Source organism: Actibacterium ureilyticum, assembly GCF_002285435.1.
In the GTDB taxonomy this organism is placed as follows: domain Bacteria; phylum Pseudomonadota; class Alphaproteobacteria; order Rhodobacterales; family Rhodobacteraceae; genus Actibacterium_C; species Actibacterium_C ureilyticum.
Genome location: NZ_NSBT01000037.1, coordinates 872,187 through 895,881, shown reverse-complemented (window position 1 = coordinate 895,881; position 23,695 = coordinate 872,187). Strand labels below are relative to the sequence as shown.

24 protein-coding genes are annotated in these 23,695 nt (G+C 64.8%); 15 read left to right on the top strand and 9 right to left on the bottom strand.

Annotation, left to right across the window (positions count from 1 at the left end):
* Positions 1-3: 3 nt before the first annotated feature.
* The 6 genes from CLM60_RS17415 to CLM60_RS17395 all read left to right on the top strand — a co-directional run bounded on the left by CLM60_RS17415 (position 4) and on the right by CLM60_RS17395 (position 4,239).
* Complete coding sequence (locus CLM60_RS17415; RefSeq protein WP_095590362.1) at positions 4-354, top strand: hypothetical protein; 351 nt, start codon at positions 4-6, stop codon at positions 352-354.
* Entirely contained in the window at positions 351-752 is a 402-nt protein-coding gene (locus CLM60_RS17410; protein ID WP_245848463.1) for a DUF6497 family protein, read from the top strand. Before CLM60_RS17415 ends, CLM60_RS17410 begins: the two co-directional genes overlap by 4 nt.
* 214 nt (positions 753-966) lie before the next feature.
* Complete coding sequence (locus tag CLM60_RS21360) at positions 967-1,101, top strand: hypothetical protein (protein ID WP_281256711.1); 135 nt, start codon at positions 967-969, stop codon at positions 1,099-1,101.
* Positions 1,102-1,164: 63 nt separating this feature from the next.
* The gene (locus CLM60_RS17405; protein ID WP_095590361.1) at positions 1,165-1,524 is read left to right on the top strand and encodes a hypothetical protein; all 360 of its coding nucleotides are present in this window, start codon (positions 1,165-1,167) and stop codon (positions 1,522-1,524) included.
* A gap of 325 nt (positions 1,525-1,849) precedes the next feature.
* The gene (locus tag CLM60_RS17400; RefSeq protein WP_095590360.1) at positions 1,850-2,047 is read left to right on the top strand and encodes a hypothetical protein; all 198 of its coding nucleotides are present in this window, start codon (positions 1,850-1,852) and stop codon (positions 2,045-2,047) included.
* A gap of 146 nt (positions 2,048-2,193) precedes the next feature.
* Positions 2,194-4,239: an acetyl-CoA carboxylase biotin carboxylase subunit gene (locus CLM60_RS17395; RefSeq protein ID WP_095590359.1), complete on the top strand. Its 2,046-nt coding sequence runs from the start codon at positions 2,194-2,196 to the stop codon at positions 4,237-4,239.
* Positions 4,240-4,332: 93 nt separating this feature from the next.
* Here CLM60_RS17395 and CLM60_RS17390 read toward each other — a convergent pair whose 3' ends face one another.
* Entirely contained in the window at positions 4,333-4,803 is a 471-nt protein-coding gene (locus CLM60_RS17390; protein ID WP_095590358.1) for a DUF4174 domain-containing protein, read from the bottom strand.
* Between the two features lie 96 nt (positions 4,804-4,899).
* Between CLM60_RS17390 and scpA the strand changes: the two genes are divergently transcribed.
* On the top strand, positions 4,900-7,032 hold the full coding sequence (gene scpA / locus CLM60_RS17385; protein ID WP_095590357.1) for a methylmalonyl-CoA mutase: 2,133 nt from the start codon (positions 4,900-4,902) through the stop codon (positions 7,030-7,032).
* A gap of 172 nt (positions 7,033-7,204) precedes the next feature.
* Here scpA and argF read toward each other — a convergent pair whose 3' ends face one another.
* The 3 genes from argF to CLM60_RS17370 form a co-directional block, all read right to left on the bottom strand.
* Positions 7,205-8,131: an ornithine carbamoyltransferase gene (gene argF / locus CLM60_RS17380; protein WP_095590356.1), complete on the bottom strand. Its 927-nt coding sequence runs from the start codon at positions 8,129-8,131 to the stop codon at positions 7,205-7,207.
* Between the two features lie 93 nt (positions 8,132-8,224).
* Positions 8,225-9,406: an aspartate aminotransferase family protein gene (locus CLM60_RS17375; RefSeq protein ID WP_095590762.1), complete on the bottom strand. Its 1,182-nt coding sequence runs from the start codon at positions 9,404-9,406 to the stop codon at positions 8,225-8,227.
* 198 nt (positions 9,407-9,604) lie between these two features.
* Complete coding sequence (locus tag CLM60_RS17370) at positions 9,605-10,408, bottom strand: ABC transporter permease (RefSeq protein WP_095590355.1); 804 nt, start codon at positions 10,406-10,408, stop codon at positions 9,605-9,607.
* A gap of 142 nt (positions 10,409-10,550) precedes the next feature.
* On the opposite strand from CLM60_RS17370, the gene CLM60_RS17365 reads away from it, so the two are divergent.
* On the top strand, positions 10,551-11,129 hold the full coding sequence (locus CLM60_RS17365; RefSeq protein ID WP_095590354.1) for a GcrA family cell cycle regulator: 579 nt from the start codon (positions 10,551-10,553) through the stop codon (positions 11,127-11,129).
* A gap of 56 nt (positions 11,130-11,185) precedes the next feature.
* On the opposite strand, the gene nhaA is transcribed toward CLM60_RS17365, so the two are convergent.
* Positions 11,186-12,361 (bottom strand): Na+/H+ antiporter NhaA, encoded by a 1,176-nt coding sequence (gene nhaA / locus CLM60_RS17360; RefSeq protein WP_095590353.1) that lies wholly within the window; start codon positions 12,359-12,361, stop codon positions 11,186-11,188.
* Positions 12,362-12,472: 111 nt separating this feature from the next.
* On the opposite strand from nhaA, the gene CLM60_RS17355 reads away from it, so the two are divergent.
* Genes CLM60_RS17355 through CLM60_RS17335 form a run of 5 tightly spaced genes read left to right on the top strand, consistent with a single transcriptional unit; the run spans position 12,473 to position 15,721 of the window.
* Positions 12,473-13,093 carry a VOC family protein gene (locus CLM60_RS17355; RefSeq protein ID WP_095590352.1) on the top strand — a complete coding sequence of 207 codons (621 nt, stop codon included), beginning with the start codon at positions 12,473-12,475 and terminating at the stop codon, positions 13,091-13,093.
* On the top strand, positions 13,090-13,590 hold the full coding sequence (locus CLM60_RS17350; RefSeq protein ID WP_095590351.1) for a GNAT family N-acetyltransferase: 501 nt from the start codon (positions 13,090-13,092) through the stop codon (positions 13,588-13,590). Before CLM60_RS17355 ends, CLM60_RS17350 begins: the two co-directional genes overlap by 4 nt.
* A gap of 27 nt (positions 13,591-13,617) precedes the next feature.
* Positions 13,618-14,310: a molecular chaperone DjiA gene (locus CLM60_RS17345; RefSeq protein WP_095590761.1), complete on the top strand. Its 693-nt coding sequence runs from the start codon at positions 13,618-13,620 to the stop codon at positions 14,308-14,310.
* Positions 14,307-15,341, top strand: coding sequence for an endonuclease/exonuclease/phosphatase family protein (locus CLM60_RS17340; RefSeq protein WP_095590350.1), 1,035 nt, complete (start codon positions 14,307-14,309; stop codon positions 15,339-15,341). Before CLM60_RS17345 ends, CLM60_RS17340 begins: the two co-directional genes overlap by 4 nt.
* Positions 15,342-15,391: 50 nt before the next feature.
* A complete protein-coding gene (locus CLM60_RS17335) occupies positions 15,392-15,721 on the top strand; it encodes a hypothetical protein (RefSeq protein WP_095590349.1) in 330 nt (109 codons plus the stop codon).
* A gap of 10 nt (positions 15,722-15,731) precedes the next feature.
* On the opposite strand, the gene CLM60_RS17330 is transcribed toward CLM60_RS17335, so the two are convergent.
* Genes CLM60_RS17330 through CLM60_RS17315 form a run of 4 tightly spaced genes read right to left on the bottom strand, consistent with a single transcriptional unit; the run spans position 15,732 to position 21,304 of the window.
* Positions 15,732-17,273 carry a Ppx/GppA family phosphatase gene (locus CLM60_RS17330; RefSeq protein WP_095590348.1) on the bottom strand — a complete coding sequence of 514 codons (1,542 nt, stop codon included), beginning with the start codon at positions 17,271-17,273 and terminating at the stop codon, positions 15,732-15,734.
* 48 nt (positions 17,274-17,321) lie between these two features.
* Positions 17,322-19,490, bottom strand: coding sequence for an RNA degradosome polyphosphate kinase (locus CLM60_RS17325; RefSeq protein ID WP_095590760.1), 2,169 nt, complete (start codon positions 19,488-19,490; stop codon positions 17,322-17,324).
* A gap of 26 nt (positions 19,491-19,516) precedes the next feature.
* On the bottom strand, positions 19,517-20,215 hold the full coding sequence (locus CLM60_RS17320) for an HdaA/DnaA family protein (protein ID WP_095590347.1): 699 nt from the start codon (positions 20,213-20,215) through the stop codon (positions 19,517-19,519).
* Positions 20,216-21,304, bottom strand: a complete 1,089-nt coding sequence (locus CLM60_RS17315) for an AI-2E family transporter (RefSeq protein ID WP_095590346.1) — start codon at positions 21,302-21,304, stop codon at positions 20,216-20,218.
* Positions 21,305-21,468: 164 nt separating this feature from the next.
* Between CLM60_RS17315 and proS the strand changes: the two genes are divergently transcribed.
* Together proS and CLM60_RS17305 are read left to right on the top strand one after the other, a co-directional pair.
* Positions 21,469-22,806, top strand: a complete 1,338-nt coding sequence (gene proS / locus CLM60_RS17310) for a proline--tRNA ligase (RefSeq protein ID WP_095590345.1) — start codon at positions 21,469-21,471, stop codon at positions 22,804-22,806.
* Positions 22,807-23,230: 424 nt separating this feature from the next.
* Entirely contained in the window at positions 23,231-23,638 is a 408-nt protein-coding gene (locus tag CLM60_RS17305) for a DUF6636 domain-containing protein (protein WP_217983304.1), read from the top strand.
* Positions 23,639-23,695: the final 57 nt, after the last annotated feature.

The window sequence follows — 23,695 nt, the reverse complement described above, 5'->3', positions numbered from 1 at the left end:
ACGATGGCGAAGACGCTTTGGCATACCCTGCGCGATGACACATCGCTGACCGTCGCCCGGCGCGTGCCGCCGCGGTTCGACCTGGCGGTCAGTGCCGTGTTTCCGGCTGCGCGCAAGGGGCGTCTGGCGCATCAGATACGGCAGGACCTTTGGCGGATGCTGCGGCATCTGCGCGGGTTCAGCCCGGTGGTGCGGGTCATGGAGGATGGCCCGTACCTGACGGTTACGGCGGGCGGGCAGGTCGATACGCGCCCCTTCGCCAAGGCCCAGGCCGAGGCGCAGATCGCCGATCTGTTGGCCCGGCCCGGTCATCGCGCCCGCTGGCTGGCCCATGCTGCGGGGGACCGCACATGACCGAAACGCAGACAGGGCAGGGCGGCGATCCGCTGCGAATCGAACCGGCCACGGATGACACGCTGATCGAGGTCCCCTCGGGCCAGCCGATCAGCCTGATCGAAACGATCTGGAACGCGCCCGGGCCCGATGGGCTGACGGTGCGGTTCCGATTCCTTGCCCCGCAGATCGAACGCGACCTTGGCCGGATGACCTTTATCGAGGCCGAAGCCGACATGGCGCATCTGTGCGAACACTATGCTTTGCCCCGCATGGCGGGGTCCGGACCGGCGATTTCGCAGATCATCATTTCGCTGTCCGACAGGATCCTCGAATTTGGCGAGATTTCGCCGGATGCAACCCAGTTTTTCGAGGCCTATCGCCCCGAAAATGGCACCTGTATCTGGGAGGGATTTTGAAGATGACACAATATCTTGCGGGATATCCCGGGCGGTGCCTGCGAAATGCGGCATTCCTGACACAGGAGCAGGTTGTGCACGGCAATGCTTGTATATTTTTTGAGCGATCCGCTATGATCCCGCCAGAGGGATGCGTCAGGCGCATTGCCTTGCGACCAGTCCGGTTCACGCCCTGCGGCGGGGGTCGGACAAATAACAGAAAGAGGACTTTAATATGTCGAACACCTTCAAGGCACTCATCGCCCTGTCGTTTGTCGGTTTCCTGTCGGCCTGTGCCCAGCAGGAAGAAGAAGTTGTGTATGTCGAGCCCGTCACGGAAGAGCCCGTCTACACCGGCAAATACAAGTAAGCATTTTTCGGGGCGGGCTCTGCCCGCCCCGAACACCGCGCCCCGGACCGGGGAGGGCGCGCAATGTTAAAACACAGGGGTTTCCCTGGCCGTTTGCCCGGTACAGATTACCAATTCACCATCCGCCGCGCGAACAAGGAAGGCGCCACGCCGCTGGTCGCGCGTGCCCGTTATGCCGATCGCCGCCCCGCTGACCGGCGCGCCGACGAAGGCTTCCTGCTCGCGCTGTGGGAGTATTTCGGACCCGAGCCGTTCGAGCGCGGAAACCTCGATGCGGGGCGCCTGTCATGGCTCTTTGGGCGCGAGGTGCTGGCGGTGGAAGAGGCTTTTGATCCAGCCAGTTACGACGCGTTGCTGCGAATCGATCCCGACGCGGTCGAAGAATCATTCCCGGGTCTGATCGACCGTGGGGGCTTGGCATGATTCTGCTGTGCAATACCCGCTTTAGGCGAAAAATGGCTCATTCTGCAGAAATGTTTTATTTGTGCTTTTCTCGGCAACAATTCTTCGACACTGTATCCATATGGCGGGTCGTTTGCATGCGTCGCGGCGCACCCTCCTGTACTAACCGTTACCCTTCCCCTTCCCTCTGGTCTGGCCCTTTTCGGGTCAGGCCAGAATTTTCTGCCCCCGCACCCCATCGGCGGTGCGGCGCCGAAAAGGCTGGTGCGGCGGAATTTCGCTTTGCAAATCGGCATCTTCCCTCCCATATCGTTTCCATAAAACGACCCCAAGGAGGCGGAAGACGATGCAGTATCTCAAATTCATGGTCGCGGTTGGTTGCGCGGCCGTCCTGGCGGGCTGTCAGTACAATGACAGCGAACGTGCCGTTGCCGGTGCGGCAGCAGGCGCCGTTGTCGCCGGTTCGACCGGAAACAATGTGCTTGTCGGGGCCGGTGTCGGCGCCGCGGGCGGCGCGCTTTGCGACGACGCAGGGCTTTGCTGAACCTGATCTGACATTCACGCGCTGTTCGGCGACAGGCCGGGCGCGTGATCCTCATCTGAAAGCCATCCGGGCGCTGCCGCGCCAGGGTGGCTTTTGTTTTTTCGGCCAGGCGAATGCTGCCGCGGCCCAATTTGAAAGGGACATCCATGTTCAATAAGATCCTGATCGCCAACCGCGGCGAGATCGCGTGCCGCGTGATCAAGACCGCCCGCAAGATGGGCATCCAGACGGTGGCGATCTATTCGGACGCGGACAAGCAGGCGCTGCATGTGAAAATGGCGGACGAGGCGGTGCATATCGGCCCGCCGCCCGCCAACCAGTCCTATATCGTGATCGACAAGGTGATGGATGCCATCCGCGAGACCGGCGCGCAGGCGGTGCATCCGGGCTATGGGTTCCTGTCCGAGAACAGCAAATTCGCCGAGGCGCTGGAAGCCGAAGGCGTGGCCTTTGTCGGCCCGCCCAAGGGCGCGATCAAGGCGATGGGCGACAAGATCACGTCGAAGAAAATCGCGCAAGAGGCCGGGGTCAGCACCGTGCCGGGCTATATGGGCCTGATCGAGGATGCCGACGAGGCGGTGAAGATCTCCAACGAGATCGGCTATCCGGTGATGATCAAGGCCAGCGCCGGGGGCGGCGGCAAGGGGATGCGCATCGCCTGGACCGACGAAGAGGCGCGCGAGGGCTTCCAGAGCTCGAAGAACGAAGCCGCCAACAGCTTCGGCGATGACCGGATCTTCATCGAGAAATTCGTGACCCAGCCGCGCCATATCGAAATTCAGGTCCTGTGCGACGCGCATGGCAACGGCGTCTATCTGGGCGAACGCGAATGTTCGATCCAGCGCCGCAACCAGAAAGTGGTGGAAGAGGCCCCGAGCCCGTTCCTGGACGAAGCCACCCGCAAGGCGATGGGCGAACAGGCCGTCGCCCTGGCCAAGGCTGTTGGGTATACCAGCGCGGGCACGGTGGAATTCATCGTCGATGGGTCGAAGAATTTCTATTTTCTGGAAATGAACACCCGGCTTCAGGTGGAACACCCGGTGACGGAACTGATCACCGGCGTCGACCTGGTCGAACAGATGATCCGCGTGGCCAATGGCGAGCCGCTGAGCATGACGCAGGACGATGTGAAGCTGACCGGCTGGGCGATCGAAAACCGGCTTTACGCCGAAGATCCCTATCGCGGGTTCCTGCCGTCAATCGGTCGTCTGACCCGGTACCGCCCGCCTGCGGAAATCGCCGCCGGTCCGTTGCTGGTCAATGACAAATGGCAGGGCAAGGCGCCCAGCGGGGCGGCCGCGGTGCGCAACGATACCGGCGTCTTCGAGGGCGGCGAGATCAGCATGTATTACGACCCGATGATCGCCAAGCTCTGCACCTGGGCGCCGACCCGCGAACAGGCGATCGAGGCGATGCGCGTCGCGCTGGACAGTTTCGAGGTCGAAGGCATCGGTCACAACCTGCCGTTCCTGTCGGCGGTGATGGATCATCCCAAATTCATCTCGGGCGACATGACCACCGCCTTCATCGCCGAAGAATACCCCGAAGGGTTCGAGGGCGTGACCCTGGACGAAGATGATCTGCGCCGTGTGGCCGCCGCCGCCGCCGCGATGTACCGCGTGGCCGAGATCCGCCGCACCCGCGTGTCGGGCCGGATGGACAACCACGAACGCCATGTCGGCAGCGAATGGGTGGTCCTGCTGCAAGGCCACAGCTTCCCCGTCACGGTCGAGGCCGACCATGACGGCTCGACCGTCGTGTTCAAGGATGGCGGCAAGCTGCGGATCACGTCGGACTGGACGCCGGGCGACAGCCTGGCACGTCTGGATATCGACGGCGAACCGCTGGTGCTGAAGGTGGGCAAGGCCACGGGCGGCTACCGCCTGCGCACGCGCGGCGCGGACCTCAAGGTTCAGGTCTTCAGCCCGCGCCAGGCCGAACTGGCCGCGTTGATGCCCGAAAAGCTGCCGCCTGATACGTCGAAGATGCTGCTGTGCCCGATGCCGGGCCTGGTGGTGAAGGTCGATGTCGAAGTCGGGCAAGAGGTCCAGGAGGGCCAGGCGCTCTGCACCATCGAGGCGATGAAGATGGAAAACATCCTGCGCGCCGAGAAGAAGGCCATCGTGACCAAGATCAACGCCGGCGCGGGCGACAGCCTGGCCGTCGACGAAGTGATCATGGAGTTCGAATAACCCGATGATCGGCGCCCCCATATATCACCGGCCGGGTTGCGACCCCTGCGATGGGTCCCACGGGATCCATCCGATGCCGGTGGGCGGGGGGCGCTATTGCCCGATCCGGGGGCGTTCGCGGATTTCCTGTTGGCGCAGCGGCATCTTGTCGATGACCCGGCTCAGCTCGCGCACATCCCAAGGCAGGGGCTTGCGCAGGGCTACGCCGCCATCCTTGCCGATCAGCGCCAGCATGAACCCTCGCGGCCGCAGTTTCTGCCGCAGCGCGGATCGCGCCGCCGGATCGGTGTCGGTGATCACCACCACATCGCGCACGACCAGCTCGTCGATGCGCCGGGTCAACAGCTCCATCTGTTCGATGAAACGCGGATCGGCGGGGCTGTCGGCGAACACGACGACCGGACGGGCCAGCCAGTGGAAATCGTCCAGCGCGATCCCATCGGCGGTCAGAACCGCGCCCGGCTCGGCCTGCCACGCTGCAACCGCCGCCTTTGGCCCGGCATCCGTCGCCCAGCCCAGGGCGGGCAGGGCGATCAGCCCCAGAATTAGCAGCAATTGCCTCATGATACCTCCTGCTCAGCAAGATATAGGCGCTGTTCAGAGGATTGCGAAGACCATCCGTGCCGCCCAGGGCGACCGGCTTGAAAAAGGACCAGCCAGATGAGTGACAAGACAGACAAATGGGCCGACCTGGCCGCCAAGGAATTGCGGGGCCGCCCGCTGGAGGATCTGACCTGGGAAACGCTCGAAGGCATTAAGGTCAAGCCGCTCTATACCGAGGATGACGTGGCGGGGCTGCCGCAAATGGGCGAGGTGCCGGGGTTCGGCCCCTTCACCCGTGGGGTCAAGGCCACGATGTATGCTGGCCGCCCCTGGACGATCCGCCAGTACGCGGGCTTCTCCACGGCCGAGGAATCGAACGCCTTTTACCGCAAGGCGCTGGCCGCCGGGCAACAGGGCGTCTCGGTCGCTTTCGATCTGGCCACGCACCGGGGCTATGACAGCGACCATCCCCGCGTCGTGGGCGATGTCGGCAAGGCCGGCGTGGCCATCGACAGTGTCGAGGACATGAAGATCCTGTTCGACGGCATCCCGCTGGACAAGGTCAGCGTGTCGATGACCATGAACGGCGCGGTGATCCCGATCCTGGCCAATTTCATCGTCACGGGCGAGGAACAGGGCCATGACCGCAGCGTGCTGTCGGGGACCATTCAGAACGACATTCTGAAAGAGTTCATGGTCCGCAACACCTATATCTATCCGCCCGAACCGTCGATGCGGATCATCTCGGATATCATCGAATACACGTCCAATGAGATGCCCAAGTTCAACAGCATCTCGATTTCCGGCTACCACATGCAGGAAGCCGGTGCGAACCTGGTGCAGGAGCTCGCCTATACCCTGGCCGACGGGCGCGAATATGTGCGCGCGGCGATCAATGCGGGCATGGATGTCGACAAGTTCGCGGGCCGGCTGTCGTTCTTCTTTGCCATCGGCATGAACTTCTTCATGGAGGCCGCCAAACTGCGTGCCGCGCGCCAGCTGTGGCATCGCATCATGACCGAGTTCGACGCGAAATCCGACCGCTCCAAGATGCTGCGCACCCACTGCCAGACCAGCGGCGTGTCCTTGCAGGAGCAGGACCCCTATAACAACGTCGTCCGAACCGCGTACGAGGCGATGGCGGCGGCCCTGGGCGGCACGCAGTCGCTGCACACCAACGCGCTGGACGAGGCGATCGCGCTGCCCACCGAATTCTCGGCCCGGATCGCGCGCAACACCCAGCTGATCCTGCAGGAAGAAACCGGCATCACCAATGTCGTCGACCCGCTGGCGGGCAGCTACTACGTCGAAAGCCTGACTGCCGAGCTGGCCGAAAAAGCCTGGGCCCTGATCGAAGAGGTCGAGGAGATGGGCGGCATGACCAAGGCCGTGGCCAGCGGCATGCCCAAGCTGCGGATCGAGGAATCCGCCGCCCGCCGCCAGGCGATGATCGACCGCGGCGACGAGGTGATCGTGGGCGTGAACAAGTACCGCCTGGACAAGGAAGATCCGATCGACATCCTGGATGTCGACAACGTGGCCGTGCGCGAGGCGCAGATCGCGCGGCTGGACAAGATGCGGGCCACCCGCGACGAGGCCGCCTGTCAGGCCGCGCTCGACGAGTTGACCCGCCGCGCCGCCCAGGGAGGCAACCTGCTGGAGGCCGCGGTGGAGGCCGCGCGCGCCCGCGCATCTGTCGGAGAAATCTCCATGGCAATGGAAAAGGAATTCGGTCGTCACCGGGCCGAGGTGAAAACGCTGGCCGGGGTTTACGGCGCAGCCTACGAAGGCGATGACGATTTCGCCGCGATCCAGAAATCGGTCGAGGATTTCGCCGAGGCCGAAGGCCGCCGCCCGCGTATGCTGGTGGTCAAGATGGGCCAGGACGGCCATGACCGCGGTGCCAAGGTGATCGCCACCGCCTTTGCCGATATCGGCTTCGATGTCGATGTGGGCCCGCTGTTCCAAACCCCGGAAGAGGCCGCGCAGGACGCCGTCGACAACGACGTGCACGTGATCGGCATTTCCAGCCAGGCGGCGGGTCACAAGACCCTTGCGCCGAAACTGGTTCAGGCGCTGAAAGAAGCCGGCGCGGGCGATATCATCGTGATCTGCGGCGGGGTGATCCCGCAGCAGGACTACGATTTCCTTTACAGGAACGGGGTCAAGGCGATCTTCGGCCCCGGCACGAACATCCCCAAGGCGGCACAGGATATCCTGAAACTGATCCGCGACGAACGCGCCGCCTGATAGGGCCAAGCCGGGGGCGCGCCTGTCCGGGCCACAAGGGACCGGACAGGCACGGCCCGAGCGCATCGCGCCCGGGCGGGCGCCCCTTGGCTTTCATTGTTCCCAAAAATACTCCGGGGGTCCGGGGGCTGGCCCCCGGCCCGCGACAGGTTTCACGCCATTGCCCCGGGGATCAGACGCCCAGACACCACCGCATGATGGCCTTCTGCGCATGCAGACGGTTTTCGGCCTCGTCGAAGATCACCGAATGCGGGCCGTCCATCACCGCGCTCGTCGCCTCGTCATCGCGATGCGCGGGCAGGCAGTGCATGAACAGCGCGTCACGCTTGGCATGGCGCATCAGTTCTTCGTTCACCTGATAGGGGCGCAGCTGGTTGTGGCGCCGTTCGCGGGCCGATTGCGGGTCGTGCATGCTGACCCAGGTGTCGGTCACGACCAGATCGGCGCCAGAGACGGCCTTCACGGGATCACGCACGATCTCGACCGTGACGCCCTTGGCGCGGGCTTCCTCGACGAAGCCCTGTTCGGGGTCCAGTGTCGGCGGGCCGGTAAAGGTCAGGTCGAACCCGAATTGCCCGGCGGCATGGGCGAAGCTGGCAAAGACGTTGTTGCCGTCACCCGACCAGACGACCTTCTTGCCCGCGATGGGGCCGCGATGTTCCTCGAATGTCAGGATATCGGCCATGATCTGACAGGGGTGGGTGCGGTTGGTCAGCCCGTTAATCACCGGCACGTCGGCATATTCGGCCATTTCCAGCAGGGTCTGTTCCTCGAACGTGCGGATCATGATCAGGTCGACATAGCGGGACAGCACGCGTGCGGTGTCGGCGATGGTTTCGCCGTGACCCAGCTGCATGTCCGCGCCCGAAAGCACCATGGTCTGCCCGCCCATCTGGCGCACGCCCACGTCGAAGCTGACGCGGGTCCGGGTCGAGGGTTTTTCGAAGATCAGCGCAACCATGTGACCGGCCAGCGGCTGGTCGTCATCGGGCGTGCCCTTGGGACGGCCGGCGCGGGCCACTTTCATTCGGCGGGCGCTGTCGATCATATCCCGCAGGGCGGCAGGGTCGGTTGCGTTGATGTCGAGGAAATGCTGCATCGGCGGAACTTTCTTCTGGGTGGGGAAGGGGGCGCTGCCCCCGTCCCGGACCGGGGTCCGGGACTCCCCCGGAGTATTTGCGGAACAATGAATTCAGGTGGCGGTTTCCAGGCTGCGCGCGGCTGCGTCCAGACGGTCGATCGCGGTGGCGATATCGACGTCGGGGATGTTCAGCGCGGGCAGCAGGCGGATGACGTTGTCGGCGGCCGGAACGGTCAGCAGTTCGGCGTCATAGCCGGCCTTGACCACATCGGTGTTCGGGACCTTGCATTTCAGCCCCAGGATCAGGCCGGTGCCGCGGACCTCTTCGAAGATGGCGGGATGGGCGGCGATCAGGCCTTCGAGCTTTTGCCGGAACAGTCCGGCCTTGCGATTCACATCGGCCAGGAAATCGGGGTCGCTGACGATCTGGGTCACTTTCAGCCCCACGGCGCAGCCCAGCGGGTTGCCGCCATAGGTCGAGCCATGGGTGCCTGCGGTCATGCCGCTGGCCGCGGTTTCGGTGGCCAGCACCGCGCCCAGCGGGAAGCCGCCGCCGATGCCCTTGGCCACCATCATGATGTCGGGCGTTATGCCCGCCCATTCATGTGCAAAAAGGCGCCCGGTCCGGCCCATCCCGCATTGCACCTCGTCCAGGATCAGAAGCGCGCCCGCGTCGTCGCAAAGCGCCCGGATCTTTTGCAGGTCCGTGTCGGACACGGCGCGAATGCCGCCTTCGCCCTGGATCGGTTCGATCATCACCGCGCCGATAGTGGGGTCTTTCAGAACCTCTTCCAGCGCGGTCAGGTCGCCGAAGTCCAGATGGGTGAAGCCGGGCAGAAGCGGACCGAAGCCCTTGACCATCTTTTCCGATCCTGCCGCCGCGATGGCGGCCGAAGACCGGCCGTGAAACGCGCCCGAAAACGTCACGATCCCGGTGCGGTCGGGCTGGCCCTTTTCGTACCAGTATTTGCGGGCCATCTTGACCGCCAGCTCGCAGCTTTCCGTGCCGGAATTGGTGAAAAAGACGGTGTCGGCAAAGGTCGCCGCGACCAGCGCGTCGGCCAGTGCCTTTTGTTCGGGGATCTCATAGAGGTTGGACAGGTGCCAGATCTTGCCCGCCTGATCGGTCAGCGCGGCGATCAGCTCGGGATTGGCATGGCCAAGCGCGTTCACCGCGATCCCGGCGCCCAGGTCCAGAAAGCGTCGCCCGTCGGCGGCCTGCAGCCAGCAGCCTTCGCCGCTGACAAAGCTGAGCGGCGCGCGGGAATAGGTCGGCAGAACGGACGGGATCATGGTGAAATCCTTGGGTGTCAGAGCCCCGATTGGTGCCAAAGGCGCAGGGGCAAGTCAATGATTTAAGGGGGTTTTGCGTGCCGGGCACGCGGGATCAGGCGTCAGGCGCGGGTGCGTCGGCGTCGCGAAGGGGCGATATGGGGGCGCGTGATCATGAAACCGCCTTACCCCAGCCGCCCGGGTCTGTCCAGTGGCTTGTCAGGATTTCAGCCGGTATCCGCGCCGGAACATCGCCCAGCACAGCAGCGCCACCGCCGCGCAGGTTGCCCCGCACACCGCCAGCCCCAGCCATGGCGTGCTGTCGGATTGCCCGATCATGCCAAAGCGCAGCCCGTCGATCAGATAGAAGACCGGGTTGAAGTGGGTGATTGTCTGCATCGCGGGCGGCAGGTTTTCCACCGAATAGAACGTCCCCGACAGGAAGCTGAGCGGCGTGACGACGAAATTGGTGATCGCGGCCATCTGGTCGAACTTGTTGGCGAATATCCCGGCGGCCAGCCCGGCCAGGCTCATCATCGTGGCGCCCAGCAGCACAAAGCACAGCGCCCAGAGCGGATGCGCGATGCCCCCGCCAAGCACCACCACCATCACCAACCCGATGGCAAGCGCCACCACCACGCCGCGCGCCACGCCGCCCGCGACATAGCCCAGCACCATTTCCAGCGGCGACAACGGCGGCATCAGCGTGTCGACGATATTGCCCTGTACCTTGGAAATCACCATCGAGGACGAGGTATTGGCAAAGGCGTTCTGGATCACCGTCATCATCAGGATGCCCGGCATCAGGAAGTTGACGAAGGGCACGCCCATGACCGGCCCCCGCGCCGGGCCGATGGCCAGCGAAAACACCGCCAGGAACAGCCCGGCGGTCACCAGCGGCGCAGCCAGCGTCTGGGTCCAGACCGCCAGGAACCGGCGGACCTCGCGGCTGGCCAATGTCGCTAGGCCCAGCCAGTTCACCGCCCCGAAACGCCGTTCGCCGATTGCCTGCAGCCCGTCCATCGCGTGATCCTCCTGTCCGATCTGTCTTGGGGTGCTTGTATCCCGGTATGCAGACGGATTAGAATAGGTTCTGACCGGAATTTACGGGCCATGGCTGCACATTCCATGTGCATGCGGCCCCGATAGCCACCAAGGAAACGAAATGTCCTGGACGGAAGAACGCGTCGAGACGCTGAAAAAGATGTGGGCCGAGGGGCAATCGGCCAGCCAGATCGCAAAGGAACTGGGCGGGGTCACACGCAATGCGGTGATCGGCAAGGTGCATCGCCTGGGCCTGTCGAACCGCGCCGGGGGCGGCACCACGGCCAAGCCCGCGCCCAAGGAAAAACCCGCCGCCGCGGCCAAGGCCGAACCGGCGCCCAAGCCCAAGGCCGCGCCGCGCCCAGCGCCCGAGAAACCCGCGCCCGTCGCCGCGCAGCCCGCGCCGTCGACCCCGGCGCGCAAGCAGATCATCCCGGCGGGCCAGCCGCTGCCGCCGCAGCCGTCGGCGAACGAGATTAGCCCCGAGGCGCTGGCCTCGGTCCGCGAGGTCGAGAAGAAGGCCAAGAAACTGACGCTGATGGAACTGACCGAGCGGACTTGCAAATGGCCCATCGGCGACCCGGCTACGGATGATTTCTGGTTCTGCGGTCTGGCGGTGCAGCAGGGCAAACCCTATTGCGAGGCGCATGTGGGCGTGGCGTTCCAGCCGATGTCCTCGCGCCGCGACCGCCGGCGCTGAAAATCAACTGAATGATGCAAAGCCCCGGTCATCGACCGGGGCTTTTCCTTTTGGTTTCAGGCGGTGACGGTGGCGTCCTGCCGACTGGCCAGCCGCAGCGCGCCATAGCCCAACAGCGCCGATACGCCCGAGCCGGACAGCACGCCCAGCCGTACCGCATTCATCAGCGCCGGGTCGTCGAAGCTGAGCGCACCGATGAACAGCGACATGGTGAAACCGATCCCGGCAAGACAGGCCAGACCATAGACATGCAGCCAGTTCACCCCGTGCGGCAGCCGGGCAAAGCCCGACTTCACCACCAGCCAGGTCAGCCCGAACACGCCCAGCTGCTTGCCCAGCACCAGACCCAGCGCAATGCCCAAAGGCAGCGGTGCGAACAGGTCCGACAGCGACACACCGCGCAGCGACACGCCCGCATTGGCAAAGGCGAAGATCGGCACGATCAGGTACAGCACATAGGGCGACAGCGCGTGTTCCAGCCCATGCAGCGGGGATTTGCCCCATTTGTCCTTCATCGGGATGCAAAACGCGGTGATCACCCCGGCCAGCGTCGCATGGACCCCCGATTTCAGCACGAAGAACCACATGATGGTGCCCAGCACGATGGCCGGCGCGACCCGATGCGCGCCCTTGGCATTCAGCCACAGCAGCCCGCCCAGCGGGGCCAGCGCCAGCAACAGATAGGTTGTCTTCAACTCGGCCGTATAGAAAAGCGCGATGATCACGATGGCGCCCAGGTCGTCCAGGATCGCCAGCGTCAGCAGGAAAACCTTCAGCGCGGCGGGCACACGGTCGCCCAACAGCGCCAGCACCCCCAACGCAAAGGCGATGTCGGTGGCCGCCGGGATCGCCCAGCCGCCGATGGTCTGGGGATTGCCCCAGTTCAGCGCGGCAAAGATCAGCGCCGGGGCCGCCATGCCGCCCACCGCCGCCATGCCAGGCAGGACCACATCGGCGGGGTTCTTCAGCTTGCCTTCCAGGATCTCGCGCTTCAGCTCCAGCCCGATCAGGAAGAAGAACACCGCCATCAGCCCGTCGTTGATCCACAGGATCAGCGGTTTTTCCAGCCCCGATCCGTTCAGCGTGACCGACAATCGCGACGACAGGATGCCGTCATACGCCCCCAGAAGGGGCGAGTTCGCCACCAGCAGGGCCGCCACCGCCGACAGCATCAGCAATATGCCGCCCGCCGCTTCGTGCCGAAAGAAATTGTCGATTGCGCGTAAAAGCATGGTCCATCCCGATTTGAAAAATATTTCTTTAAATCTGGGGCGGATTGGCCTTTTTTCAAACGAAATCGGCATGATTGACGGAATGCCGCCGATGGCGGACAAGGGGGCAGGATGCTGCAATTCGATCATATCGCCATCTGCGCCGATGCGCTGGAAACCGGGGCCGACCGGGTACAGGCCGCGTTGGGTGTGCCGCTGGCACCGGGTGGGGCACATCCGCTGATGGGCACGCATAACCGGCTGCTCTCGCTGGGCCCGGATGAATATCTGGAGGTGATCACCCCCGATCCCGCCGCGCCGCCACCGGGCCGGGCGCGCTGGTTCGGGCTGGACCACCCGCCCGCAACGCCACGGCTGGGCAACTGGATCGCGCGCTGCACGGATATGGAGGCCGAGATCGCCCGCAGCCCCGCCGGGGCCGGGCGGGCGCTGGATCTGTCACGGGGCGATCTGCACTGGCGCATGGCGGTGCCCGATGATGGCCAGCTGCCCTATGACAACGTGTTCCCGGCCCTGATCGCCTGGCCGCCGGGTGCGGCGCATCCCGCATCGCGGCTGCCCGATCACGGGCTGCGGCTAACCGAACTGACCCTGTGCCATACCGATATCGACGGGCTGCGCGCCGCGCTCATGGGCCGGATCGACGATCCGCGCCTGCGCTTTGCCCAGACCCAAGCGCCCGCGATCCGCGCCACCATCGCCACCCCGTCCGGGCCGGTGGTGCTGTCGTGACCCCGCGCGCGGCCAGGCCCTCCGACGCCGCCGCGATCTGTGCGGTCTGGAACCCGCTCATCCGCGATACGCTGGTCACGTTCAACTCGGTCGAACGGACCCGGGTCGAGCTGCGCGATGTTTTGGCCGCCAAGGCCCGCCTGGGCGATCCGTTTCTGGTGGTCGAGCTGGACGGGGCCGTGGTGGGGTTTGCGACCTATGGCCAGTTTCGCGGCGGGGTGGGCTATGCCCATACGATGGAACACACGATCATTCTGGCGCCACAGGCGCGCGGCCTGGGTGCGGGCCGTGCGCTGATGACAGCGCTGGAAACCCACGCGGCGGGGCGTGGCGTCCATTCGATGATCGCGGGCGTCAGCGCCGCCAACCCCGCCGGTGTCGCCTTTCACGCGGCGCTGGGCTATGGCCAGGTTGCAATCTTGCCGCAGGTGGGGTTCAAGGCCGGGCAGTGGCTGGACCTTGTGCTGATGCAGAAACTGCTGCTAACCAAGGGGTGAATCGAAGCCCGGGGAAGGATGGACCGCGTGTCGATATGGTCCCGCATTGCGGATGCCGTTTCGGCCCTTGCCGCTGGCGAGGGGCTGACAGCGGTGTTCGACCGCCTGCGCACGCCGCCCGAACGCTCTGTCGCCTTTACCATCGCGGTGATCGCGCTGGGGGCCAAGATGGCCAAGGCCGACGGCCTGGTGACGCGGGACGAGGTGACGGCCTTTCGCGAGGTGTTCTCGATCCCGCCGCAGGATGAACAGAACGCGGCGCGGGTGTTCAACCTGGCGCGGCAGGACGTGGCGGGTTTCGAGGATTACGCGATCCGCATCCGGCGAATGTTTAGCGACCCGGATTCGCCCCCGCTGTGCTATCTGATGGAGGGGCTGTTTCATATCGCAATGGCCGACGGCGAATACCACCCGAACGAGGATCATTTCCTGAACCGCGTGGCCGAGCTGTTCGGTCTGGACGAACGTCAGTTCCGGTCGATGCGGGCGCGGTTCGTGCCCGATGCGGCGCCCGATCCCTATGTGGTGCTGGGGGTCGATCCCGATGCCGATCTGGACCAGATCCGCGCCGTCTGGCGCGCCGCCGTGCGCGAAACCCATCCCGACCGGCTGGTCGCCCAGGGCGTCCCGGAAGAGGCGGTGAAGATCGCCGAAAAGCGGCTGATCGCGCTCAATCGCGCGTGGGAGGAGATCCAGATGACCGAAGGCGCGCGCGGGTGAGGATCGCCACCTATAACGTCGAATGGTTCAACAACCTTTTCGACGATGACGGCAACCTTCTGGCCGATACCGGTTGGTCGGGGCGGCAGGATGTGAAGCGGTTCGAACAGATCGAGGCGCTGGGCATCGTCTTTACCGCGCTGGATGCCGATTCGGTGATGATCATCGAGGCCCCCGATCACAACCACCGCCGCGCCACGGTGCCCGCCCTGCGCAGTTTCGCGCGGGACATGGGGCTGCGTGCGCGCGAGGCGATCGTGGGGTTCCAGAACCACACGCAGCAGGAAATCGCGCTGCTCTACGATCCCGACGTCATCACCCCGGTCCACGATCCGCAGGGGCCGCAGACCGGCAAGAAGGGGTTGCAGGACGCGCCGCGTTTCGATGGCGTGTTCCGCTGGGATCTGGATGTCGATGCCGCGCCGGAACTGATCCGGTTTTCCAAGCCGCCGCTGGAGCTGGCGGTGACGCGCCCCGATGGCACGGCGTTCCGGATGATCGGCGTGCATGCGAAATCCAAGGCTCCGCATGGCGCGCGCGGCCGGGCCGAGGTGATGCGCATGTCCATCGCCAACCGGCGCAAGCAGCTGGCGCAATGCATCTGGCTGCGCCAGCGGGTCGAGGCGCATCTGATCCAGGGCGAGCCGCTGATCGTGCTGGGCGATTTCAACGACGGTCCGGGGCTGGACGAATACGAAAAACTGTTCGGACGGTCGGGCGTGGAAATCGTGCTGGGCACCGATCAGCAGGACCCGGCGCTGCGGCTTTACGATCCGCATGTCGACCAGGCGCTGCGCGGTCGGCTGAATGCGCCGCCGGTCACCGCGCGGTTTTATATCCAGCACGAAAAGCGGTTCCTGTCGGCGTTGCTGGATTATGTCATGGTCTCGCCCGATCTGGCGGCGAAAGCGCCCGACTGGCGCATCTGGCACCCGTTCGACGACCCGGGATGCTATCGCACGCCGGAACTGCGCGAGGCGTTGCTGACGGCCTCGGATCATTTCCCGGTCACGATGGATATCGACCTCTGAGCCGTCGCGGACACTTATAAATCGGGCAGGGTGGGCTTATATTCGGGGACATGAAACCGTCGATCCCCACCCTTGTCCTCTGTGCGCTGCTGGCCGGTCCGGTCGCGGCGCAGGACCCCGCCGATGGCCAGCACGACATGGCCGAGGGCGCCGATCTGCTGGAGCGCGGCGCGCGTCTGTTCCTGCGCGGGCTGATGGACCAGTTGGAGCCGACGCTCAAGGACCTGTCGGACTCCGTCGAACCCGCGTTGCGGCAGCTGCTGGAACTGGTCGAGGATTTCGACGCCTATCACCCGCCCGAACGGCTGCCCAATGGCGATATCATCATTCGCCGCAAAACCCCGCTGGACCCGCCCGCCACGGACGAGATCGAGATCTGAGCGCCGCCGCTCAGCGGAATTTCACCAGATATTCCGCGTTCAGCGACTTCGCCAGCGATGCCAGCCGGGCCTCGGCCACCTCGCCATAAAGCTGCGCGCCGGTCGGATGGATCGTCAGCTCCAGCACCCGCTTTTTCGGCATGAAGCGCAGCTTGACCAGATCGGTCGGCGCCTGGGACGAGAACATCGCGCCGAAGCGCATGGCCTTGCCCAGCACCTCGGCCTCGGCGATCTGCTTGTCGTTCAACAGCCCGAACAGCGGCTCCAGCCGGCTGCCGGCGCGGTTGTTGCGGTACCGGTGCAGCAGCGCCAGGCCCAGGAACACCCGGCCCGGGTGATCCAGCCCGCCCAGATTGGCGCGGGTGGCGTTGTCGAAACAGACCTCGTGCCTGTAATCGGGATGGGCGCGCCAGGCGGTGTCGTGCAGCAGGCAGGCCGCCTTGACCAGCCGCAGCTTGTCCCAGCCCGCATGCGGAAACAGCGGCGCCACGAAATCGTAAAGCTGCCGCCCGAAACCGGGCTGGCGGGCGTCCTTGGATTCGACGAAACGGCAGGCCTCGATCAGCGGGTCGCGGGCGCGCAGCGGATCGGGCATCTGCTCATACAACAGCCCCTCGCGAATGCCATAGCTGGACACCGCGATCTGTTCGGGTTTCAGCGTCTTCAGCAGGGATTTCAGAACCTCGGACGCGATCGGGATCAGCGACATGCGTGCATCCGAAATCCCGGTGCGCGCGCGCAGATCCGACAGGCTGTTTTCCGCGATCCAGGCCAGCGTGTCGCGGATGGTTTTCCGCGTCATCTCGTATTCATGCAGAACGGTCAGCGGATAGCCGCGCCGTTCCATGTCCAGCCGCGCAATCGCCCGCCACGAACCGCCCACAAGGAAGAGGCGAGGGTGGCGGGTGCCCATCTGTGCGGCCAGATCGGCCATGATCGTGTCGATATGCTTGCGCAGACCCTTCTTGCCGCCCTTGATCCCGCTCAACTTCAGCGGCCCGAGGGGAGAGCTTAGCCGGTCGCCCACCTGGTTGTCGCGCACCTGCGCCAGTTCCATCGACGAGCCGCCGATATCGCAGACCAGCCCGTCGGCATCGGGCCAGCCCAGCAGCACGCCCTGGGCGGACAGGCGGGCCTCTTCCTGGCCGTCGATCACCCACAGTTTCAGCCCCGTTTCGCGCAGCACGGTTTCACAGAATTCCGGGCCATCCTCGGCCTCGCGCATGGCGGCGGTGGCGACCGCGTGCAACGGCGTGGCGCCCATGCCTTCGGCCAGCTGCGTGAACCGGCGCAGCGCCGCCAGCGCGCGGTCCTTGCCCTCGGGGTTCAGGCGGCCGCTTTCGGCCAGCCCGGCGCCCAGCCCGCACATCAGTTTTTCGTTGAAGAAATAGGCCGGGCTGCGGGCCGCGCCGTCGAACACGACCATCCGGACCGAGTTCGATCCGACATCGACCACACCCACCCGGCTGAGCGCGCGGGCGCTCGGGTCGAGAAAAATCGGTTCCCCGAACGGGCCCCAATCTTCGCTGCGCGGTTCGGCGCTTGCATCCATCTGCTATCCCCTCGCGTGTCTACAGCCTGCCGTGCCCGAAGCGTTCCGTCAATCTTTCGCAAGCGCCAGGCGCGGTGCGTCGGTCGCCCCGGCGGTGCCGCGCCCCGACAGTGACGGGTTTTGCATGAAGAAGCTGTGACAGTTGAACGCCCGGTCCGGGATCGGCGGGCGGGTGAAACTGCCATGGGCATCCATCACCCAGCTTTGGGCGGTATCGGCCAGGTTGGCGGCCATGATCTGGCTGACGATCTGGGCCTTTACCGTCGGGTTCTTCGCCTCGATCAGGGTTTCGACCCGCCGGTTCAGGTTGCGCCCCATCCAGTCGGCCGAGGAAAAGAACACCCGCGCCTTGTCCGAGGGCAGCCCGTGGCCATTGCCGAAACACGCGATGCGCGAATGTTCCAGGAACCGCCCGACGATGGATTTCACCCGGATATTCTCGCTCAGCCCCTTGATGCCGGGGCGCAGGCCACAGATGCCACGGATCACAAGGTTGATCTTCACCCCCGCCTGGCTTGCGGCATAAAGCGCGTCGATCACATCGGGTTCGATCAGCGAATTCATCTTGGCCCAGACCTCGGCCGGGCGGCCGTTGCGGGCATGGATCGCCTCGCGCTCCAGCAGGTCGATGATCGTCGATTTCATGTTCATGGGCGAGATCGACAGGTTCTCCAGCCCCTCGGGTTCGGCATAGCCGCCGACATAGTTGAAGACCTTGGTCGCATCGCGCCCCAGTGCAGGATCGCAGGTGAAGAAGCTGAGATCGGTATAGATCTTGGCGGTTATGGGGTGATAGTTGCCGGTGCCGAAATGGGTATAGGTCACCAGCCGCCCGCCCTCGCGCCGGACCACGGTGCTGATCTTGGCGTGGGTCTTGTAGTTGATGAAGCCATAGACCACATGCGCGCCTGACCGTTCCAGCCGCCGCGACTGGCGGATATTGGCGGCCTCGTCGAAGCGCGCTTTCAGCTCGACCAAGGCGGTCACGGATTTGCCGTTCTCGGCGGCCTCGCACAGCGCCTCTACGATCGGGGACTGGGTCGAGGTGCGATAGAGCGTCTGCTTGATCGCGATCACGTCCGGATCCTGCGCCGCCTGTTGCAGGAAGCGCACCACCATGTCGAAGGATTCGTACGGGTGGTGCAGCAGCATGTCCTTTTGCTGGATCGCGGCGAACATGTCGCCATCGTGATCCTGCACCCGTTCGGGGATGCGCGGGGTGAAGCTGGGCCACAGCAGGTCGGGTCGGTCGTCCAGCACCAGCTCGCTCAGGTCGGCGACGCCGATCAGGCCGTGTACCTCGACCACCTCGTTTTCGGTGATGTTCAGCTCGCGCATGATCACCCGGCGCAGCCCCTCGGGCGCGCCGGTGGACAGTTTCATCCGCACCACCTCGCCCCGGCGGCGGCGCTTCAGCGCGACCTCGAATTCGCGCACCAGATCCTCGGCCTCGTCCTCGACCTCCAGATCGCTGTCGCGCAGCACGCGGAAGGTGCAGCTTCCCGTCGCCTGATAGCCGGGAAAGAGCAGCCCGATATGGATCAGCAGCAGTTCTTCGAGCGGCAGGAACCGGTGCTGGCCGCGCGGCGCGGGCAGGGGGACGAAACGGTCGATCTGATGCGGGATCGGCAGCAGCGCCTGCAACGGGCGGCCATCGCGCGTGCGTTCCAGTTGCAGCGCCAGGCAGAACCCCGCATTGGGGATGAAGGGGAACGGGTGCGCGGGATCAATCGCCAGCGGCGACAGGACCGGAAACACCTTGTCCAGGAAATAGGTCTCCAGCGTTTCGCGGTCGCCATCCTGCAGGCTGGAGCGGTTCAGGATCGTGATGCCCTGATCTTCCATCTCGTGTTTAAGGTCGTTCCACGCGGCCTGTTGCGATTGCAGCAGCCGCCGCGCGTTCTTGTCGATCAGCACCAGCTGTTCGGCTGGGGTCAGCCCGTCGGCGGCGGGGTTGGTGATGCCCTTGTTGGCCAGCTCGCGCAGGCCGGCGACGCGCACTGTATAGAATTCATCCAGGTTCGTGGCCGAGATCGACACGAACCGCACCCGTTCCAGCAGCGGCACGCGGGGATTGCGCGCCTCGTCCAGGACGCGCCAGTTGAAGCCCAGCCAGCTGAGCTCGCGGTTGAAGAACCGCTTGGGCCCGCGCAGGTCCTCATCCGGGATCGCGACCGGCTTGGGCAGCGGCGCGTTCAGGAAATCGGCCGGGGACACCTGCTTGGCGGGGACATTGGTCTGTTTCATACCGCGCTGCCGTCTTTGGATATGTCGTCGCTGGACAGAATCTCGCTGGCCAGTTTTTCGCTGATCTTGCGCCCCGATGCCAGCGAAACCCGGTCCAGATCGGCCACGATGGATTGCGCCGCGGCAAAGGACCGGTCCATGCGTTTCAGCAGGTATTGCACAAGCTTGGGCTGCACCTGCAATTGCCGGTCGGTGAAAAGCTTGACCAGCACCGCCGCCAGCAGCGCGTCATCGGGCGGTTGCAGCGTGGCGATGGGCGTGGCCTGAACCCGGCTGGCCAGATCCGGCAACCCCAGCGGCCAGGCGTTGGGCAGGGCGCGCGCGGTCATCATCAGCGCGCCGCCCTCGGCCAGGGTCAGGTTGTGCAGGTGAAAGAGCGCGGTTTCCGCCGCCGGGTCCCCAGCGATGCGGTCGGCATCCTCGACCGCGACGGCGCCGTGCGCGGCCAAAGCGGGGATGGCATCGGTCGTCAGGCTATCGGCCGGAACCACGACCGCCCCAGCCGCCGCCGCCCAGACGTGGCACAGATGGGTCTTTCCGGACGCGCCCGGCCCGATCAGCAGCAGCTTACGCTGCGGCCAGTCCCGCCAGGCGTCGATCTGCGCCACCGCAAGCGCGTTCGACGGCGAGACGAAAAAGTCGCTGCGCCCCGTGGCGGCGCGCACGGGCAGGTCCAGCACCAGTTGACGCGGCATTCAGCTGTCATCCCCGGCGATGTCGGCCTGTTCCTGTGCCGACAGGCCGCGATAAAGCCGGCTGTCCTTGTATTGCGATATGCCATAGCGCGCCAGCACCCCCAGCGCCGCCGCCACCGGCACGGCCACCAGCATGCCGACAAAGCCGAACAGCGCGCCGAATGCCGACAGCGCAAAGATCAGCCAGACCGGGTGCAGCCCCACGGACGACCCGACCAGGTTTGGCGTCAGGATGTTGCCCTCCAGCATCTGGCCCACGGCGAATACCGCGGCCACCGCCCCGATCATCCACCATTCGCCCCAGAACTGGAAAATCGCCAACCCGATCGCCAGCACCCCGCCGACCAGCGCCCCGACATAGGGAATGAACGAGATCAGCCCGGCCACGAACCCGACGACCAGCCCGAATTGCAGCCCCACCAGCATCAGCGACACCGCATAGAACGTCCCCAGGATCAGACAGACCGTGCCTTGCCCGCGGATAAAGGCCGCCAACGTATCGTCGATCTGGCTGGCCAGGCGCCGGACCACCGGGGCATGGTCGCGCGGCAACAGGTCGTCAACGCGTTCCACCATCCGGTCCCAGTCCAGCAGCAGGTAAAAGGTGATGACCGGAACCAGCACCACCAGAACGACCACGTTCAGCACGTTCTGGACCGACGCGACGACGCCGTTCAGCAGCTCGCCCCCGCGCGACTGGATGGTTTCGCCCAGGCTGCCCAGCGATTTGCGCAGCACCGACCCCTCGTCGATCAGCGACGGGAAGCGTTCGGTCAGGAAAACCTGCAGGTTCTGGAACAGCTGCGGCGCGGAATCGAACAGCGACGCGGTCTGCGACACCAGCGTCGGGATCACCAGCAGCGCCATCAGCACGAACAGCAGCAGCGCCAGCAGGGTGATCGTGACCGTGGCCAATATGCGGCTGAAGCCCAGCCGCTCCAGCCGGTCGGCCAACGGGTCCAGGCAATAGGCAATCGCCATCCCCAGGATGAAGGGCAGGATCACATCGCCCAGAAACCACATCACGGCAAAGAACACCACGGCGAAGACGCCCCAGTATTTTGCCTGTTCCCGAACCGGTAATGCCATCTGTATCCGCCCTGTTTGATCCCTTTTTACATCGCCCAGCCGGGCGGGGCTTTCAAGGGGGCGGGTGAAACCCGTGCCCCGGCCCGCCGCGATTGCGCAGGGTGCTTGTCTGTTTCCGCGCAAAGCCATAAACGAAGGATCGATATCAACGCCGAGGAACCCGCATGCGCCTGTCCCGCTATTTCCTGCCCGTCCTGAAGGAAACGCCCGCCGAGGCGCAGATCGTCAGCCACCGCTACATGCTGCGCGCGGGCATGATCAAGCAGGCCAGCGCGGGGATCTATTCCTGGCTGCCGCTGGGCTTCAAGGTTCTGCGCAAGATCGAGAACATCGTGCACGAGGAACAGGTGCGCGCGGGGCATATCCCGATGCTGATGCCGACGCTGCAATCGGCCGATCTGTGGCGGGAATCGGGGCGCTATGACGATTACGGCGAAGAGATGCTGCGCATCACCGACCGGCATGGGCGCGATATGCTCTATGGTCCCACGAACGAAGAGCTGATCACCGACATCTTCCGCAGCCATGTGAACAGCTACAAGGACCTGCCGCTGACGCTGTATCACATCCAGTGGAAATTCCGCGACGAGATCCGCCCGCGCTTCGGTGTGATGCGGGGCCGCGAATTCCTGATGAAGGACGGCTATAATTTCGACCTGACGAAAGAGGACGCGCTGCACGCCTATAACCGTCACCTGGTCAGCTATCTGCGCACCTATGAGCGCATGGGGCTGCAGGCCATTCCGATGCGCGCCGATGGCGGGCCGATCGGCGGCGACTATACCCATGAATTCCTGGTGCTGGCCGAAACCGGCGAATCCGAGGTCTTCTATGACAGCGCGGTGACCGACCTGAGCTTTGGCGACCGCGCGATCGACTATGACGATGTCGCACAGTGCCAGGGCGTGCTGGAGGAGTTCACCAGCCGCTATGCCCGCACCGACGAGACCCATGACGAGGCGCTTTTCAACGAAATCCCCGAGGAACGCCGCCGCGTGGCCCGCGGGATCGAGGTGGGGCAGATCTTCTATTTCGGCACCAAGTATTCCGAGCCGATGGGCGCCACCGTCATCAACGACAAGCAGGAACAGGTGCCGGTCCATATGGGCAGCCACGGTATCGGTGTCAGCCGTTTGCTGGGTGCCATCATCGAGGCCAGCCATGACGACAAGGGCATCATCTGGCCCGAGGGCGTGACGCCTTTCCATTGCGGGATCGTGAACCTGAAACAGGGGGATGCAGAAGCCGATGCCGCCTGCGAAAGCCTGTACGCCGCGCTGAGCAATGCGGGGCTGGAGCCGCTTTATGACGACCGCAACGAACGCGCGGGCGGCAAATTCGCCACGATGGACCTGATCGGTCTGCCCTGGCGCATCACCGTCGGCCCGCGCGGGCTGAAAAACGGCGTGGTCGAACTGACCAGCCGCCGCACTGGCGAAAGCGTGGAACTGTCGCCCGAGGATGCCGTGGCGCGGGTGGTCGAGATCTACGCCGCGCATTGATCCGGGGCGTCGGCGCATTTGGGCTTAGGCTTCTAATTCGCGTCGCGCGGAGGGACGGCCCGCGCGGAGTGCGGCTTTGAGAACTTGCTGGACACAGATCATGCGCCCGTTCGCGCGGGATCAAGGGGCGTCAGCCCCGCCGCGCGGCGCCCGACCGCCCCCCGGGCGGGCGCCTTTCACCCGCGCGCTGACCTTTGCGCGAAGATGTATCTGGCACCATAAAGCGCGCCGCTCAGCCGGATCGACGCCCACCCGCGGTCGGGCGCCGCGCGGCTTCAAGCCGATGCCAGCTTGATCAGCATCGCTGCCACATAACACAAGACGCAACACAGACGCGGCATCTGATTGCCCAACCGCGCTTTGTCCGCGATCCACCCCATGATAGGGTAAGCGGGTTTGCTGTTCCGCCTGCTGGGGGCTTGATTTGTTCAAATTCGTTTGCGCGGTCACGCTGATGGCCGCATCCGTTGCATCCGCCGATGTCTGGTCGTTCGAGACACCGTCGCAGAACATCCAATGCGTGGTGGGCGAGGGGTTTGAATCCTCGGACCTGACCTGCACGATCATCGAACGTTATGGCCCGCCCGCCGCGCCGCGCCCGAGTGGCTGTAGCGCCGATTGGGGTCATGTGTTCTTCATGAAGGATCGCGGCCCGGTCTATATGCAATGTGCGCCCCTGAATAACCACAAGGGCGCACAACACCGCGCGGAATACGGGATCACCGGCGAATTTGGTGGGTTTGTTTGTCATTCCTCGACCAAGGGGTTGGAATGCCGCAATCAGGACGGGCACGGCTTTTTCCTGTCGCGCGCGCAGCAGACGGTGTTCTGAGCCGCGCTGTGCAGACCGACCCGGCCATGCTATGGTCAAAAGAAAACGGGCAGGCAA